This is a genomic window from Paraburkholderia heleia NBRC 101817 (assembly GCF_000739775.1).
Classification (GTDB): Bacteria; Pseudomonadota; Gammaproteobacteria; order Burkholderiales; family Burkholderiaceae; genus Paraburkholderia; species Paraburkholderia heleia.
On record NZ_BBJH01000034.1, the window covers coordinates 1 to 17,317 of the forward strand.

Annotated in this window: 14 protein-coding genes and 2 pseudogenes; 8 read left to right on the forward strand and 8 right to left on the reverse strand. The window is 61.7% G+C overall.

The genetic code is table 11. From position 1 onward, the window contains the following. Positions 1-349 precede the first annotated feature (349 nt). The 5 genes from BHE01S_RS25410 (at position 350) to BHE01S_RS25430 (ending at position 5,501) form a co-directional block, all read left to right on the forward strand. Positions 350-1,858 (forward strand): sensor histidine kinase, encoded by a 1,509-nt coding sequence (locus tag BHE01S_RS25410; protein ID WP_042268795.1) that lies wholly within the window; start codon positions 350-352, stop codon positions 1,856-1,858. Then, the gene (locus BHE01S_RS25415) at positions 1,855-2,268 is read left to right on the forward strand and encodes a response regulator (RefSeq protein ID WP_042268796.1); all 414 of its coding nucleotides are present in this window, start codon (positions 1,855-1,857) and stop codon (positions 2,266-2,268) included. The genes BHE01S_RS25410 and BHE01S_RS25415 overlap by 4 nt, the downstream gene beginning before the upstream one ends. 22 nt (positions 2,269-2,290) lie before the next feature. Next, on the forward strand, positions 2,291-3,799 hold the full coding sequence (locus tag BHE01S_RS25420; protein ID WP_084069201.1) for a response regulator: 1,509 nt from the start codon (positions 2,291-2,293) through the stop codon (positions 3,797-3,799). A gap of 19 nt (positions 3,800-3,818) precedes the next feature. After that, positions 3,819-4,430 (forward strand): response regulator, encoded by a 612-nt coding sequence (locus BHE01S_RS25425; protein ID WP_245639858.1) that lies wholly within the window; start codon positions 3,819-3,821, stop codon positions 4,428-4,430. A 186-nt stretch (positions 4,431-4,616) separates the two neighbouring features. Then, positions 4,617-5,501, forward strand: coding sequence for a helix-turn-helix domain-containing protein (locus BHE01S_RS25430; RefSeq protein WP_084069217.1), 885 nt, complete (start codon positions 4,617-4,619; stop codon positions 5,499-5,501). 288 nt (positions 5,502-5,789) lie between these two features. On the opposite strand, the gene BHE01S_RS38025 is transcribed toward BHE01S_RS25430, so the two are convergent. Further along, complete coding sequence (locus BHE01S_RS38025) at positions 5,790-6,242, reverse strand: hypothetical protein (RefSeq protein ID WP_157025622.1); 453 nt, start codon at positions 6,240-6,242, stop codon at positions 5,790-5,792. Positions 6,243-6,281: 39 nt separating this feature from the next. Further along, positions 6,282-6,683: a triphosphoribosyl-dephospho-CoA synthase gene (locus BHE01S_RS25435; protein ID WP_281177771.1), complete on the reverse strand. Its 402-nt coding sequence runs from the start codon at positions 6,681-6,683 to the stop codon at positions 6,282-6,284. A 465-nt stretch (positions 6,684-7,148) separates the two neighbouring features. Here BHE01S_RS25435 and aspT point away from each other — a divergent pair, with 465 nt between their 5' ends. The 3 genes and pseudogenes from aspT to BHE01S_RS37105 all read left to right on the forward strand — a co-directional run. Then, positions 7,149-8,858, forward strand: coding sequence for an aspartate-alanine antiporter (aspT, locus tag BHE01S_RS25440; protein WP_042268799.1), 1,710 nt, complete (start codon positions 7,149-7,151; stop codon positions 8,856-8,858). A 23-nt stretch (positions 8,859-8,881) separates the two neighbouring features. Continuing rightward, a pseudogene (locus BHE01S_RS25445) lies at positions 8,882-10,462 on the forward strand (bifunctional aspartate transaminase/aspartate 4-decarboxylase); the annotation flags it as partial. Between the two features lie 117 nt (positions 10,463-10,579). Continuing rightward, positions 10,580-10,678 (forward strand): annotated as a pseudogene (locus tag BHE01S_RS37105) (asparaginase domain-containing protein); the annotation flags it as partial. Positions 10,679-10,711: 33 nt separating this feature from the next. Here the strand turns inward: BHE01S_RS37105 and BHE01S_RS25450 are convergent. The 6 genes from BHE01S_RS25450 to BHE01S_RS25475 all read right to left on the reverse strand — a co-directional run bounded on the left by BHE01S_RS25450 (position 10,712) and on the right by BHE01S_RS25475 (position 17,289). Beyond that, entirely contained in the window at positions 10,712-12,106 is a 1,395-nt protein-coding gene (locus BHE01S_RS25450; RefSeq protein WP_052406099.1) for an MmgE/PrpD family protein, read from the reverse strand. A gap of 63 nt (positions 12,107-12,169) precedes the next feature. Continuing rightward, positions 12,170-13,180 carry a D-2-hydroxyacid dehydrogenase family protein gene (locus BHE01S_RS25455; protein ID WP_042268871.1) on the reverse strand — a complete coding sequence of 337 codons (1,011 nt, stop codon included), beginning with the start codon at positions 13,178-13,180 and terminating at the stop codon, positions 12,170-12,172. A 59-nt stretch (positions 13,181-13,239) separates the two neighbouring features. Beyond that, a complete protein-coding gene (locus BHE01S_RS25460) occupies positions 13,240-14,100 on the reverse strand; it encodes a sulfurtransferase (protein WP_042268800.1) in 861 nt (286 codons plus the stop codon). A 68-nt stretch (positions 14,101-14,168) separates the two neighbouring features. Then, positions 14,169-15,164: a Bug family tripartite tricarboxylate transporter substrate binding protein gene (locus BHE01S_RS25465; protein WP_042268801.1), complete on the reverse strand. Its 996-nt coding sequence runs from the start codon at positions 15,162-15,164 to the stop codon at positions 14,169-14,171. An 80-nt stretch (positions 15,165-15,244) separates the two neighbouring features. Further along, entirely contained in the window at positions 15,245-16,216 is a 972-nt protein-coding gene (locus BHE01S_RS25470; protein WP_042268802.1) for a Bug family tripartite tricarboxylate transporter substrate binding protein, read from the reverse strand. A gap of 104 nt (positions 16,217-16,320) precedes the next feature. Next, positions 16,321-17,289, reverse strand: a complete 969-nt coding sequence (locus BHE01S_RS25475) for a LysR family transcriptional regulator (protein WP_052406101.1) — start codon at positions 17,287-17,289, stop codon at positions 16,321-16,323. Between the last annotated feature and the right edge of the window lie 28 nt (positions 17,290-17,317).

Sequence of the window (17,317 nt, forward strand, 5' to 3'; positions counted from 1 at the left end):
GGCACCCGTGGTAATCGGCGGTGGCCAGGCCCGAGGTATCAAAACCAGCGTCCGCGCCTGATGGATGTTGAATCGGCAGACATCCGGGTTAAGCGAAGCTTCGTCGCGCCCCTTTTTTTGCGGTATCCTTTGCTACGTTTCGATGCCGGGTTGAAAGGGGGGGCGCTGCCTATCGCCGGTACCGCCGGTACCAATGCGTTGATCCGTTATCTCCGGATGCCAGCGGCAATCGTACACTGCCAGATTTTTGCCTTGGCAGCCGCGCCCGGCATTGTCCCGACTGCGTGTCGAAACGTTGATCTCCTCCCCTGCGTGCAACGCCGAATCAATCTAGTCCCGGCCGAATACCATGAAAGACCATATCGTTGAAGTGCAGACGCTGGACTGGCTTTTAAATTCTGCATCGGATGCGATGCTTATCGTCGACCACGATGGCCTGGTCGTTTTCGCCAATCCCCCTGTGGAACGGCTTTTTGGTTACACACGGGACGATCTGTTTGGAAAGCCGCTGGAGATACTGATGCCCGAGCGGCTTCGTGATTCCCACGTTGCTCGCCGCATCGATTTTTTCGCCAATCCTCGACCCCGTTCGATGGGGATTGGGCTCGAGCTTCTCGGCTGTCACCGTGACGGCACCGAGTTTCCCATCGAGGTGAGTCTGTCGCCCCTCAAAACGGATCGCGGACTCGATCTCGTCATGGCAACGATCCACGATATCACGGCTCGCAAGCGCGCCGAGCAGGCGTTGCTTCACAGCGAAGCCCGGATGCGCGCCATCGTCGATACTGCAGTTGACGCCATTATCACCATCCACGAAACGGGCGTGATCGAACGCGTCAATCCGAGAACTCAGCAGTTGTTCGGTTACGACGCATCGGAAATGGTCGGCCGGAACATATCGATGCTGATGCCCCAGCCGTACCGCGACATGCACGACGGCTACCTCGCACGGTATCGGCAGACTGGCGAAAAAAGAATAATCGGCATCGGCAGGGAGGTCGTTGGCTTGCGCAAGGACGGTAGCACCTTTCCGATGGATCTCGCCGTTTCCGAAATGTATCTCGGGCAGCGTCGGATGTTTACGGGGATCGTTCGGGATATCACGGAAAGAAAGCGCGCGGAGGAGCAGCGCTCACGCCTGCTGCAGGAGATCAGCAGCGCCAATGAGGAACTGACGAACTTCGCGTACGTCGTTTCGCACGACCTGAAAGCGCCGCTGCGTGCCATCGGATCGCTCGCCGACTGGCTGTCGGTCGACTACGTGGAAAAGTTCGACGACGAAGGCCGCGAGCACATGCGGCTGTTGATCAGCCGCGTACACCGGATGAGTGCCCTGATCGACGGTATCCTTCAATACTCGCGAGTCGGTCGGGTACGGGAGACCCCGGTCATGATCGATCTCACGGTTCTGGTGCACGAGGTGATTGATCTGCTCGCGCCTCCCGAAGCCATTACCGTGACAGTGAAGGACGCATTGCCGACGGTGCTGGGTGAGCGGACCAGAATCCAGCAAGTGTTCCAGAACCTGATTTCCAATGCGATCAAGTACATGGACAAACCCGTGGGCGAAGTGTGCATTGGATGTACCGAACATGCCGGTAAATGGCAGTTTTCCGTTAGCGACAATGGCCCAGGCATCGAGTCGAGGCATTTCGAGCGCATTTTCCAGCTGTTTCAAACGCTTGCGCCACGTGACCGGGTTGAAAGCACGGGTGTCGGTCTTACTCTCGCGAGAAAGATCCTGGACATGTATGGCGGCGAAATCTGGGTAGAATCAGTCGTCGGGCTTGGCAGCACATTTTACTTTACATTACCTTTCATCGCTAAACAAAACCGCCCTCGGGAGAATATTGCATGAAAACTCCGAACAAGCCGATCCTTCTCGTGGAGGACGACGAGGTCGACATTATGACGATCCGGCGGGCGCTGAAGGAAATCCACGTAACGAATCCGGTCATTCCGCAGGAAAACGGCGAACGGGCATTGACTTATCTCCGTGATCCCGCAAACGAAAAGCCGTGCATTATCCTGCTCGATCTGAATATGCCCGTCATGAATGGCATAGAGTTTCTCCAGGCTGCCAAGGCAGACGAAGAGTTGCGTCGCTATCCGGTGGTGGTGTTGACCACATCCGAAGAGCAGCAGGACAAGGTGAACAGCTTTAACTTCAGCGTAGCCGGCTACATGGCGAAGCCGGTCGACTATCGTCAATTCGTCGAGGTCATGCGTTCCATCGACCTGTACTGGTCCATTAGCGAAACGCCATGAATACGTCTCGCGTACAACCTTCATGATTGCCGAGCCGGAGAAAGCGGTCCTGGAAAAGCCGCAGATTCGCGTGCTGCTTGTCGAGGACGACGTCGTGGACCGCATGGCGTGCCGTCGGGCATTCGTCGGGAATCCGCTGGTCGACTTCGTGCTCGTCGAAGCGGAAACCGGACGAGAGGGATTACGGCTGCTGGTATCGGAAAAGCCGGATTGCGTGCTGCTCGACTATAACCTGCCGGATATGACCGGTCTGGAATTCCTGGCCGAACTGGCTGGCGATGCAGGCGAAATCGTGGTGCCTGTCATGGTGCTCACCGGCGGCGACAGCGCGGCGGTGGCGGCCGAGTTGATGCGCAGAGGGGCGAGGGACTACCTGGGAAAGGACTCCGAGTTATTGTATCTCGGCCAGCTTCCGGCCGCGATCCGGCGAATGTTGAGCACGCAGCAGATGCTCGAGGCCAAGCGTCAGGCAGAGGCCAAATTTCGCACGCTGGTGGAGCAGATTCAGGCGATCACCTATATCTCGTCGTCGGACCAATCTGCTGCTCTTCAATACATCAGTCCGCAGATTGCGATGCTTGGTTTCTCCGCAGAGGAATGGCTGGCGGATCCTCAACTTCATGCAAGCAGAATCCACTCGGACGATCTCGAGCGTGTACGCGCCGCCTTCGCGGCGCGGGCCGGCGCTCACGAACCGATACGGGTAGAGTATCGGCTGATCGCGAAGAATGGAGACGTTCTATGGTTTCGTGACGAAAATCAGGCCGTGTTCGACGATGCGGGGCATCAGATTTTCATCCAGGGCATCCTGGTCGACATTACTCAAAGCAAGGCGTCCGAAATCGCTTTGCGGCATTCGCGCGAAGCACTGCGCTCACTGGCGGCACACCAGGAGGCGATCAAGGAGGACGAGCGCAAACGCATCGCGCAGGAAATACACGACGAACTGGGCAGTCTGCTCACGGGGATCAAGGCGTATGTCTCGGTTTCAGTCGACCGGTCCGTTCAGGCGGGGCACGCGCCCGACCCCTTGCTCATGGATGCCACACGGTTGGCGGACGATGCGATCGAGGCCGTGCGCAGGGTCATTACCGACCTGAGGCCTAGCGTGCTAGACCAACTCGGCGTATGGGAGGCACTTGAATGGTACGCGAACCAGATCGAAAAGCGTTCCGATCTGGTGTGCGAGTGCAGTATTGCTTCCGATGTCGTGTCGGTCGAATTGGGCCCGGAACGGAGTACGATGCTGTTCCGGATCGTGCAGGAAACGATGACCAACGTTTTGCGCCACGCCGAAGCGTCACGCGTTTGCGTTCGCGCGACGAGGTCCGATGACGCGCTTTTGGTCGCGATCGCCGACGATGGAAAGGGTATCGAGATGGAGGCGCTGAAAGATCAATCATGGGGGATACTGGGCATGCGAGAGCGGGCCTATCACTTCGGTGGTGAACTAACCGTTTCTGGCAGGCCCGGACATGGCACCAGCGTCCTGCTGACGTTACCGTTGGAGAGGGGAGTAGGTGGTGACTGAGCCGATCAAGGTCCTGCTCGTGGACGATCACACGGTTGCCCGAAACGGTGTAAGGCTGATGCTGGGGGCGGCCGACGATATTCGTGTCGTGGGCGAAGCCGAAACGGCGGCCGACGCATTGCAGCAAGTGCAGGCTCGGGATTTCGACGTTGCGTTGGTCGACATTGCCCTGCCGGGCAAGAATGGTCTCGAATTGCTCAAGGTGCTGCGCGCTGCCCACCCCGGGCTCGCCGTCCTGATTCTCAGCACCTATTCCGAGGAAATCTATGCGCTGCGAGCGCTCAAGCTCGGCGCGTCCGGCTACCTGACCAAGGACAGCCCGACTTCGGCGCTAATCGCAGCAGTCAGGAAGGCCGCAGTTGGCGGCAAATATGTGAGCCCGGTACTTGCGGAAAGGTTTGCCAGCATGCTCAGTGGAAAAAGCAACGCGTCGCACGAGGCGTTGTCGAACCGCGAACTCGAAGTCCTCAAGTTGCTTGCACGAGGCGAAAGCCTGATCAGAATCGGCGAAACGCTCCATCTCAGTCCCAAGACAGTCACGACGTACCGCATGCGCATTCTCGAGAAAATGGGTTTAAGCAGCAACGCCGAGCTCACTCGTTACGCGGTCGAAAACGGGCTGCTCGCTTGAACGGATCATTGAGCCCCGAGCGTCGCCTTTGTAGGGAAACGCCTACAAAACTGCGCTGGGTTCCCCGATAGGCGACCTCCCCGCCTTGCCCGGAAAATCATTCCATCACCTGATGTTCTGGCGCCCCGTACGGGCGCTTCAACAACCCTATACGCGGCAAGGCCGTCGTCCGTGATGGAGAGCCCCATGATCGATGCTGCAAACCAGTTAGCGACCGCTCGCTCGTCCCGTTTTCCCGTCCCGCCGTCTGTTTACGTCACGTCGGCTGACGCATCGGCCGTAAAGCCGGAGCGTGTGCACGCACTGCAGCGTGTGCACGCCCTGCAGCGCGTGCCGCTGCCTGGGAGCAGGGGCGTAGCCGGGCAAATAGATCCACGCGAGTTTGCCGGCGCCAGCAACTGCCGTAATTGCGCGACACGCGACCTGTGCATGCCCACCGCGATGCGCAGTCAAAACACGGTCAACCCGATCAGCGTTTTCGGCAATCACCGAAAGGTCAGGCGCGGAGAAGCGGTCTACCGTGCGGGAGACGCGTTTTGCAACCTGTATGTGATCCGGGCAGGATCGTCGAAGACCGTTGCAATGCATAGGGATGGTCGCGAGCAAATCACGGGTTTTCAGATCGCCGGGGACTTCCTCGGCATGGAAGGCATCACCTCGGGCAAGCACACGCTGGATGCGATCGCGTTGGAAGACAGCGTTGTTTGCGTCATACCGTTCGCGACGCTTGAGATGCTGAGTTTTGGAAACAAGGATTTGCAGCGTCACTTGCATTTGATGATGAGCCGGGAAATCGTGCGGGAATCGGCCCATATGATGCTTATCGGTTGCATGACGGCAGAGGAGCGCGTCGCTTCATTCCTGCTCGGCCTGTCGAAGCGTTACCGCGAGCGCGGTTACTCGTCAATGGAGTTTCAGTTGAGGATGACGCGGGAGGAAATCGGCTGCTATCTAGGGCTCAAGCTGGAGACGGTCAGCCGGATGTTCACGCGACTGCAGCAGCGTGGGGCGGTCCGCATGAAGGGCAAACAAGCCAGGATCGTCGACATCGATAGCCTGGAGCGTGTCTGACCTGGCCTGATTCATACACAGCGGGCTCGCGAGACTGACACGTCGTCGAATGCCGTCTGAAAGCGGATTTCATCGAGAGGTGCGAGATGCTCGCCATATTCAGCGCTTGAGCACGCAAGGCCGATTGTGTCCCGAGGATAAGCAATTTCATTCCCCCCGGCCTTGTTCGAATCACGTCATCGTCTATATTTTCGCCCGACAGCCTGCACGCACCTGCGCGTTCATATCGACCAGGCGTTCCGTGCAGCCGCGGATTAATAGTGGGAAGAAATCGCTGCCGACATCATGTCAAGAGGATCGTTCCGAAGGCGATAGACGGCGCCATACTCTACAACCACAGGCGAACAGTACATATCCCGCGCTGGCCACGACCGTTACCAGAAGCCAGACGTATGCGAATAGTTGCTTAAATTCATCCAACCGGCTCCGTGCAACGGCATCTCGATATGCATCTTCGTTGTCCGGCGCATTCGCGAAGTTGCCGCGATAAAGAAAAAACGCGCGGCAGATGCCATCGTCCGGCAACGTAGACGTCAGCAGCGAACCGGGTTTCGTCGTGCGTACCGCTGTGCAATTCGGGGATTGCATTCCGGCGACGATCTCGTCGTCAATGGGATGGTCGTAAATTGCACCCACCCAAGTGGCGGCGCTGGAGACCAGCGTAGCGACGCAGGCCATTCTCGCAGCATTGACAGTCCATCGGCGGAGATGTCGCGGGCGCTTTACGCTGGCCGTTTTCATCACGCAACTCCTTGTTGTTTGCACTGACATCAATACAGGTTAAAAGAGTGTGCCAGTTGTCAATTGAGCGAGATCAACCAGCGTCGAAGCGCGGGTGCTCGTCGCCAAGTGCTTCCTGGAATCATTGACTTCCTCACTGGACTGGACGGCAATCGCCAGGCTGCTATCCCGTTCGACACGGTCAAGAAAGCGGGCTGCCGCGAGTGGATCGCTCGCCTCGGAGCCACCGTTGTGCGGTAGGTACATATCGTCGAGTGACATTACCGACAGTAGCGCGTCGAGTCGGGCGGTGTCCTCGTCGTGTCCACGACGACGCGCCTCACGCAGTGCCCGCAACGCGACCGACATCACATGAGGGAAGCCGTCTTCCGCCTCGCCGTGGGCACCGCGTGCCGTGGTGTGGGTTTGTGCGGATTTCGCCTTCCGTATCTTCGGGCACAAACGGAAAAACGAACGTATCCAGCCAATAAACAGGAGTCCATTGCGATCGCCTGAGCTGTCTCACTGTTGGCGTATGTCAGTTGGACGGAAAAACACGCTTATTGCCCGACAGAGCAGAAGCACGTAGACGGCAACAGGGTCGCGGGTGGTTATGCCTAAAAAAGAGAGCGATTTCACCAGAGGGAAAATTGCTTTTGTATGGCATGCCTGTCGAAATCAATTCATTATCCATACGGTTTTGTAAAAAAATCTTCCTCCTATGTTCATATGAAGATTGATTCAGATCAGTAGTCGCCCGTCCGCCAAACCTACACTTGATCTTGTTTATCGTCGGCATTGGTTAAAGAGTTTTATTGCAATGGCGATGGCACTTCATCTCAAAAGAAGCATGATTTATCCAATTTAGGGTCCGGAGAAGTTACGCCGGTATAGGTTAAATATTGCGGAATAAAATCAGGAACGAGCATGGAACTTATTCGGCATCTATTTGGCAGCCAGCCACTGCTTGCACTTTTCGCGACGATCGCGCTCGGCTACCTCATCGGCAAGATCAAGGTGGGGAATTTCACGTTGGGAGGTATTGCCGGCACTCTGCTGGTCGGTGTCGTCATTGGCCAGCTTGGCGTCGACATCGACAGCAACATCAAGAATATCTTTTTTGCGCTGTTCATCTATGCCGTCGGATTCCAGGGCGGCCCGCAGTTCTTTCACGCACTGAACCGGCGCTCGCTCAACCAGCTAGTGTCGTCGTTCGTCATGTGCCTGACAGGCCTGTTATGCGTTCTGGCTGCGGCATGGATGTTCGGCCTCGACCGGGGCATGGCCGCGGGCCTCGCCGCCGGCGGGCTCACCCAGTCTGCGATTCTCGGCACGGCCGGCGACGCACTCGCCAGACTCGGGTTGTCGCCCGCGCTGGTCAAGACCATGCAGACCAACGTTGCTGTCGGCTATGCCGTTTGCTACATCTTTGGTTCCCTCGGCCCGATCATCATGGTCAGCTGGTTCTTCCCTGTGGTCATGAAGTGGGATATCCGCGCGGAAGCGCTCAAGCTGGCCAAGGTTATGTCGGGAGGACGCACCGAACTCGAGCCCGGCCAGTTCAATGCAATACGTGACATTGCCACGCGAATCTATGAGGTCACGGCGCACAGCAAGGCGATCGGCAAGACTGCGCTAACGCTGGACAAGGAACTCGACGATGCCGCTGTGGAAGCGGTCTTTCGGGGCAGTGGTGCTCTGGAGCTTTCCGATACCACCGTCATTCAGGCCGGCGACCGGGTTGCCGTCACTGGCATGATCGATGTCCTTGGTGCCGCGGGCAACGCCATCGGGCATGAAGTCACTCCGCCGCGGGATCTCTCGCTCGTCGAGGAAAACCGCGAAATCATTCTGACCAATCGCTCGCTCAACGGTCGCGAAGTCGGCGAGATTCACGACCATGCCAACGTCGAGATTCGCCATGGCGTCTTTCTCACTGCCGTCAAGCGCATGGGAAGAGATCTGCCGCTGCTGAACAAGCTGCAGTTGAAAACGGGCGATGAGCTTCACTTCGTTGGCAGTCCGGTCGATCTCGATCGCGTCCAGTCGAAGGTTGGCTACAAGATCACCGCCGCTGAAGTCACCGATTTCATCTTCTTCGGCATTGGCATGCTGGTGGGTATCCTGATCGGGATGATCGAATTCCGGCTGTGGGGCGTTCCAGTCTCGATCGGCAGTGGTGGCGGTTGTCTGCTGTCCGGCCTGCTGTTCGGCTGGCTGCGCAGCGTGCATCCGCGATTTGCCGCTTTGCCGGTGGGCGCATCCAACTTCCTGCGCGACTTCGGGCTGGCTGTGTTCGTTGGCATCGTCGGTATCGGCGCGGGCCCGCAGGCACTCGTCGCCATCAAGCAGTATGGCTTGACGCTGTTTTTCCTCGGCGTCGGTGTCACGCTGATCCCGCAGATCATCACCTTCTTTTTCTCCTACTACCTGCTGGGTATCAGGAATCCCATCGAAGCGCTGGCGTGCGTTGCCGGCGGCCGCAGCGCGAACCCGGCTTTCGCCGCGTTGCTGGCCAAGGCCGGCAACGCGACGCCGGTTGTGTCATTCACTGTCACTTACGCTGTCGCCAACGTGTTCCTTACGCTTTGGGGACCTGTCATTGTCGGCGTGATTACCAAAAACGCTGTTCTCTGAACGTGATCGATACGAGGCTTACCATGAACAATCAGGATTTCAGCCAGTTTGCCAGTCTCAGCCCATTTGAACTTAAGGATCGGCTGATAGAAATTGCGTCTTCCGACGCACAGCGCCTCATGCTGAACGCCGGACGCGGCAATCCCAACTTTCTCGCCACACTACCTCGCCTCGCATTCCTGAGTCTCGGCGAGTTCGCAATGCAGGAAGCACAGCGTTCGTACTCGTACCTGAACAGTGGTTTTGGCGGCTTGCCCGAACGCGACGGCATTGCGCAGCGGTTCGAAATTTACGCGGATACGTATAACGGGAAAGACGGCGTGCGTTTCCTGAGGGCGGCCATTTCGTATGTCAAGGACCAGCTCGGGCTCGATCAGGATACGTTCCTGTTCGAAATGGTCGGTGCGTTCCTCGGTTGCAACTATCCGACGCCGCCAAGAATGCTTCAGCATACCGAAGAGATCGTCAAAGCGTATCTCACGCTGGAGATGTTCGGGTCGGTATCGCGAAAGGGCGACTTTTCGGTGTTCGCGACTGAAGGCGGTACGGCGGCGATGACCTACATTTTTCAGAGCCTGAGCGAAAATGGCCTGATTCAGCCGGGCGACAAGATTGCGATTGCCACGCCGATCTTTTCCCCCTATCTGGAGATCCCCGTTCTCGCTGACTACGGGCTCGAGATCGTCGATATCCGGATGGACGAACACGCCGACTGGCAATTGCCGCAGTCGGAAATCGACAAGCTGCTGGACCCGGCAATCAAGATTTTCTGCCTTGTCAACCCGAGTAATCCGCCTTCCACGAAGTTGTCCGACGCGATGCTGGACCAGTTGGCCGACCTGATCGCAACCCGCAAACCGGAGCTTTTCATCGTCACAGACGACGTGTACGGCACTTTCGCGGACGACTTCGTCTCGCTTTTTGCGAAGTGCCCTCGCAATACCCTCTGCGTGTATTCGTTTTCCAAATATTTCGGTGCTACCGGTTGGCGGCTCGGCACCATCGCACTGCACGACGACAACGCATTCGACGCGGCGCTGGCCAACCTGCCCGAAGACGAGAAAAAACGGCTCGACGCACGATACGCGTCGCTGACGACGGAACCGCGCAAGCTGCGCTTCATTGATCGTCTCGTTGCCGACAGCCGCGCCGTGGCGCTGAACCACACGGCAGGGCTGTCGGTGCCGCAGCAGCTGCAGATGGCGCTCTTCGCATTGAATGGGCTGATGGACCGCGAGCATCACTACAAGAACGCCGCCAAACAGCTGATACGGCAACGCTACAAGACGCTCTACGCGAATATGGGTGTCAAGGTCGAGCACGAACCCAACGACGCGAACTACTACACCCTGATCGATCTGCAGGAGCTGGGCGGTTCGCTGTATGGCCCAGGGTTCGAGGCCTGGTTCAGCAAGAGCGATCTGGGAACCAGCTTCCTGTTCCGTCTCGCAGAGGAAACAGGAGTCGTACTGTTGCCCGGCAATGGATTCGAGGTAGTGAATACGTCCGCTCGCGTATCTCTCGCCAATCTGACCGATCGTGAGTACGCGTCGATAGGGAAATTTACGCGGCGCGTACTGGAGGAGTACTACGAAGAGTTCAAGCGCAGCAGGGAGCGGCAGACGTTCGACCCGGCGTTGCTGCCATCCGCTTCGCTGGCCACATCTGATGCAGATCCGCGCGCACGGCCCATTGTTTCGACGGAAATCCAGTCATGAAGAGACAAGCCCGTCGTATTGGTCGGCTCCATGCGGCCGTCCACTGCCATCGGCGCGGACGGCCCTTCCAATCTGTACGAAGCGGTCGAGGTTGCTGCAAGCCGCGCTGCATCGATTGCGCGTTGCAACCGTCCCTCACTGTTGCGCGCGCAATGCCCGCGCGAAGGTCGAGATGAACTCGCGCACGTTCGTCACGTCGTCGAAACGCAGCACCGTTTCAACGATCGGTCCGACCTGCTCCACGTGCAGCCGCTCGCCCAACAGCGATGCCGCCTTCGTGCCGAGCTGCGCGGCCTGGCGCGCGAGATCGGTTTCGGGTTGGCTGGTATCGACGTGCTGTTCGAAGCGCGTACCGTCCTTCAGCGTGAGCGCGACGTCGGTGCTCGCGCGCGGCTGCTGCGGATTCGGCGTGATCACAATGCGTCTGCGCAGCGCGAGAATCTGCGGATCGTTCAGCGCGGCGGCCGAATACGATTCGGGATCGACCGTACTCCAGCCCGCCAGCGTGAGCGCCGCCATCTGCGCGATGCTGAACTTCGCTTCGAGCCCCGTCGCCGGTTCCGCAATGCAGCATACCGAGAGATACTGCGGCTCGACGCCAATGTCGACCCGTTCGATCTCGTCGAGCCGGTCGCCGAGCGGCTGGCGCAGCAGCTTGCATGCCTCGATCGGCGCCTGCGTACCGTAGCACGATGCGTTGTACTTGAAGACGATGGTGCGCGCCTGGAAATCCGGCGCATCCTTCAATGCGGCGGCGATCGCCTCGTCGCTGCGCGCGCTCGCGTACAGCTCGATAAAGCCCGCGTCGCATTCGAGCATGTTGGTCTGGCTGGTGAAGCCGCGCTTCGCGAGGCTCGCGGCAAGCACGCCCGTCGACGCGGCTTGACCCGCATGTAGCGGCTTGCACATGGTGCCGAACGCGGCGCGCAAGCCCGCCGCCTGCGTCGCGCAGATGCCGATCGCGTGCTGCGTCTGTTCGACCGTGAGATCGAGCAGGTAACAGGAAGCGAGCGTTGCGCCGAACGTGCCGAAGGTCGCGGTGTTGTGCCAGCCGCGCTGGTAGTGCTCCTCTCCCATCACCAGCGCAATACGGCTCTGCATCTCGACGCCCGCCGCGAAGGCAGACAGCGCACGCGCTCCTGACAGCCCGTCGCGCTCGCAGATCGCGAGGATCGCCGGCCACAGCGGCACCGACGGATGCACGCGCGAGCGCAGATGCACGTCGTCGAAATCGAGTACATGCGAGGCCATGCCGTTGACCAGCGCGGCATCGCGTGCGCTGGTGCGAAAGCCGCTGCCGAGCAGCGTTGCCTGCGGCGAGGCGGCGTCTTCGCGGATGGTCGCCTCGAGCATCGCGACGGCGGGATCGGCCCAGCCGGAAATCGTCGTGCCGAGCCAGTCGAGCAACGTGTGCCGCGCGATCTCGCCGACTTCGGCGGGCAACGGCGTGCGGGCGCGCGCCAGACAGGTTTCGGCGAGTTCGCGCGTGAGCGCGTAGCGGGCGGATGAGGTGGGATCGGCTGCGCTCATGGGTTTCTCCGGAAAGAGCGGTGCGTGCCTTCCGGATCGGACGGAAGGCCGCGAAAACACGGGCTAGGGACGCTGGCGCGCGAGCGCGTCGGGATTCACGACATGACGGGGCGTGCCGGCCTGCCAGGCGAGCACGTCGCGAAACGCGGCATCGAACAGCGTTTCGTAGTTTTCCTTCTGCACATAACCCAGATGCGGCGTGCAGACGACGTTCGGCATGTGCAGCAGCGGTTCATCGGCGCCGGGCGGTTCGTCGTCGAATACGTCGAGCGCGGCGAGACCGGGGCGCCCACGCGCGAGCGCTTCACGCAGCGCGCCCGGCTGCACGAGGCCCGCGCGGCTCGTATTGACGAAGAGCGCATCGGGCTGCATCGCCAGCAGATGCTCAAGCGTGACGATGCCGCGCGTCTCGGCGTTCTGGCGAACCTGCAACGTGAGCACGTCGGACCGCGCGAACAGGTCGAGCGGTCCGTCCGCGAGCGCGTGGCCCTGTTCGGCGGCGAGCGCGCGCGATTCGGGACGGCTCCACACCAGCACCTTCATGTCGAAGGCTTGCGCATAACGCGCGAGACGCCGGCCGATGCGCCCATAGCCCCAGATGCCGAGCGTGCGGCCTTCCAGCGCGACGCCCAGACCGTGACCGTAGGGCGTATCGGCGCCTTCGAGGCCGCTCACCTGCCAGTGGCCGGCTCTCAGATTCGCCGCGTATTGCGGAATGCGCCGCATCGCCGCGAGGATCACGCCCCACACGAGTTCCGCAGTCGCCACGCCCGAGAAGCGGCTTTCGGTGACAGGAATGCCGAGTTGCGCGGCCGCTTCGAGATCGATATGCGCGCTCGCCTTCCCGGTCTGCGCGATGAAGCGCAGACGCGGTAGCCGTTCGAGCAGCGCGCGCGGAATGGGCGTGCGCTCGCGGATCAGCACCAGCGCTTCGGCTTCGGCGATACGGGCGGCCAGCGCATCGACGTCCCGGATCGACTGCGTGAGCACGTCGACGTCGTGACCGTCGAGCAGCCGGAAGCAGTCGAGCGAGCGGATGGCGTTCTGGTAATCGTCGAGGATGGCGATCTTCATCGCGGATGTCTCTTGCGTGCGGATACGGTTGCGGCTGCGTTTCGATACGGTGCGATGCCTCAGGCCGCGCCCGTCGCCACCGGGGCGCCCGCGCGCGAACTCCATTCGCTCCACGAGCCGGGATAGAGCGCCGCGCCCGGCATCCCCGCGATTTCCATCGCCAGCAGGTTGTGGCAGGCGGTTACGCCCGAGCCGCACTGGCCGATCAGCGCGGCGCCGTCGCTCGTGCCGGCGATGCCCGAGATTTCCTGCTTCAGCACATCGGGAGACTTGAAGCGGCCATCTGCGCGGAGGTTGTCGCGAAAGAAGCGGTTGCGTGCGTTCGGGATGTGACCGCCGATTGCGTCCAGCGTCTCGTTCTCGCCACGGAAGCGGTCCGCTGCGCGTGCATCGAGCACCACGCGCGCGCCGCCGTCGAGGTTGGCGCGCACGCTATCGAAATCGACCGTCGCGACCAGTGCATCGCGCAGCGTGAAGCGCCCCGGCGTGCGCGCCGGGACGTCGCCGCGCTCGACCGGCCGATTGGCGGCGCGCCAGGCCGGCAGGCCGCCGTCGAGCACCGCCACGTCGGCATGGCCGGCCCAGCGCGCGAGCCACCACAGCCGCGCGGCGAACATGCCGCCCGCGCTGTCGTAACAGACGATCTGCGTGCGGTCGTTCGCGCCCGCTTTGGTCAGCGCCTGCGCGAAGGCTTCGCGCGAAGGCAGCGGATGCCGGCCGTTCTGGCCGTTCTTCGCGCCGCTCAGGGCGTCTTCGAGATGCAGGTAGACCGCGCCCGGCACATGCGCGTCGCGATACATTGCGAGGCCGGCAGCGGGGTTCGTCAGGTCGAAGCTGCAGTCGCACACCAGCAGGTCGGCGTTGGCGTTGGCGGCGAGCGCGGCGAGCTGCTCGGCGGAAATCAGCGTGGTGAAGCGCATGGCGTGTCCTGTTGCGTTGGAAAGATCGGGCGGGCGCGGATCGAAGCGGCCCGCGGGAAAAGCCGGGTTCAGTTGCCGGGCGGTTTGATCGCGCTGCGGTAATCGGCGATGTCGCTTTCGACGAACTTCGCGAACGCGTCGCCCGACGTGTCGTTGATCACTGCGCCGTTCATCGTGAGCTGCTTCACGACGTCGGGCTGTTTGAGGATTGCCTGAATGCCGTCGTTGATGCGTGCGACGACGGCGGGCGGTGTGCCGGCGGGCGCGGCGACGCCATACCACTGCGTCGGGTTCACTTCGTAGCCGAGTTCCTTGAAGGTCGGCACGTTCGGATACGCGGGGTTGCGCTGGCTGCCGGTGGTCGCGAGAAGCCGCATGCCGTCACCGTTCAGCTGGCCCGCGAGCGGCGTGTACGGCGCGAAGAAGCTGTCCACCTGGCCGCCGAGCAGCGCCGTGGTGGCCGGGCCCGAGCCGCTATAGGGAATGTTCAGTATCTTCAGGTGCGCCTTGTTCTTGAAAATCTCCATCGTCGATTGCGCTGCGCCGCCGGTGCCGGTGGAGGCATAGGTAAGCTTTCCGCCCTTCGCCGCATCGATGAACTGCTGGATGGTCTGATACTTCGACTTCGCGCCGACCATCAGGCCGAACGGCGTTTCGACCACCATCGAGACCGGCACGAAGCTGCCCGGCACCTTGTAACGCAGGTCCGGATGCACCACGGGCGCGACCGAGAAGTTGCCGCTCATTGCGAGCAGCAGGGTCTGGCCGTCGGGTTTGGCATGGGCCACCACATCTGCCGCGATGTCGCCGCCCGCGCCGGGACGGTTCTCGACCACCACCGGCGCGTTGAGATTCTTCGACAGCGCGGTCGCGACGATGCGCGCATACGTGTCGCCGCCGCCGCCGGGCGGGAAGCCGACCATCAGCTTGATCGGACCGTTCGGGTAGTCGCCGGCGCGGGCGGGCTGCATCGCCGCGGCGAGGAGGCCGGCTGCGAGCGCGCAGGCAACCGGTGCGCAGGCCGCGCGCCGGACGAAGCGGGAAGTCAGTCGTGTACGGATCATGTCGGTCTCCAGCAGGCTGATGTGTGCGCTATCGGACGATCGATGGCGCGATTGGCATGCAGCACGCGATGCGATGTATGTCACTGAAGCAGTTGCAGATGGCCTTTCTCGACGGTGTCGCGATAACGCCCGATGTCCTCGACGATGTACTTCGAGAACGCGTCGCCGGTCAGGGTGCCGGGCACGACGCCTTCGCGATCGAAGAGCTGTTTGATGGCGGGCGCGGCGAGCGCCTGCATGGTGGCCTGTTCGAGTTTCGCGACGACCGCGGCCGGCGTGCCGGCCGGCGCGGCGAGGCCGTACCACTGCGTGAGCGTCATGTTCACGCCGGCTTCCTGCATGGTCGGCACATCGGGCATCTGCGCGTTGCGTTTGGGTGCGGTGCTCGCCAGCAGGCGCAGCTGGCCGCCCTTGATCTGGCCGATCAGCGGCGGGTAGGTCGCGAAGAACGCATCCACCCGGCCGCTGATCAGATCGTTGATAGCCGGCCCCGAGCCCTTGTACGGCACGTGCAGCACGTCGATTCCCGCGCGCTGCTTGAACATCTCCATGCCGAGCTGTGCGGCCGAGCCGGTGCCGGTCGACGCATAGCTCAGCTTGCCGCTCCTGGCCGCGGCGATGAAATCGGCCACCGTCTTGTACTTCGATTTCGCCGACACCATCAGCCCCTGCGGCGCCTCGGCCACCAGCGCGACCGGCGCGAAGCTGTCGGGCACCTTGTACGAGAGATGCCGGCGGACGGCGGGTGCGGTCGCGAGATTGCCGCTCATCGCGAGCAGCAGCGTGTAGCCGTCGGGTTTCGCGTGCGCGACGCTTTCGGCGGCGATGATGCCGCCCGCACCCGGCCGGTTATCGACGATCACCGTCTGATGCAGGATCGGCGCGAGCGCCGCGGCCAGCGCGCGGCCATACAGGTCGCCGCCGCCGCCCGGCGGAAAGCCGACCACGAGACGGATCGTCTGCGTGGGCCAGGCGTCGTCGGCGCGGCCGGCGATCGGCAGCATCGTCAGACAGACGAGTCCGAGCGCGCCGATAAGGCGAGTGAGTTTCATCGTTCGTGTCTCCATCCAGGCTGTCGTTATCGTGCGGGTGCTGCTTGGTGCCGCTTGGCGCGACAGGTTGCATGCCCTGCGATGCGGCTGGCAACGCTATTGCCTTATGCGCCGGAGGTCTGCACGCCCGCCGCCGCACGCGCGTCGCGCCGGCGCGCAGCCGACGGCAGCGCCTTCGCGACCATGTTTTCCAGGGCATGCAGCACGCCGTCGCCAAAGCGGGCGAGCTGCGCCTCGGCCGCCTTGGCACGCTCGGGCAGCACGCGCCAGATGCACGGACGCGGCGAGAAATCGTCGAGATCGACCGGCTGCAGTTCGTCCACATAGGCGCTCGCCGCCAGCATGCAGTCCGGCACGAAGCCGAGCCCTACGCCATGCGCGACGAGGCCGAGTTTCTGCTCGGTGCCGAAGGTGCCGATGTTCACCTGCATCGACATGCCGCGATCGCGGAATGCATCATGCAGGCCTTCGCGAAAGCCGCAGCCTTCCGGATTGAGCACCCAGCCCATGCCGCCGAGATCCGACAGATGCAGCCGGTGCGCCGGCACGGTACCCTTGCGCGCTACCACCACCATGCGCAGTTCGTCCAGCCGCGCGGCCGTGAGGCCTGCGTCGAACTGCGTGTCGTTGGGCAGCACGACGATCGCGCCGTCGAGTTCGCCGTCCTTGAGCCGCGCGATCATCTCGGTGCTCCAGCCCGACGCGATCTCGATCGCGAGGCCGGGGTATTCCTCCATCATCGACGGCATCGCGTCGAGCAGCGCGAGTTCGGCGATCACCTCCGACACGCCGATGCGCAACGTGCCGCCCGGCGCCGGATCGGCACGCACCAGATCCTCGATCGACGACACTTCGCGCAGCACCGCCTCGCACCGTTCGTACACGCGGCGGCCGAGCGGCGTGGGGCGGGGCGGCTTGGTCTGGCGGTCGAGCAGCGTGACGCCCAGATCGCGTTCGAGGCTCTGCACGCGCCGGCTGATGAGCGGCTGGCGCGTGAGGAGCGCTTCGGCGGCGCCGGTCACGGACTCGTAGCGGACGACTGCGACAAAAGCGTTGATGTCTTCGAGTTTCATACGGTCAGGCATGCAAAAAAGGGTGAGG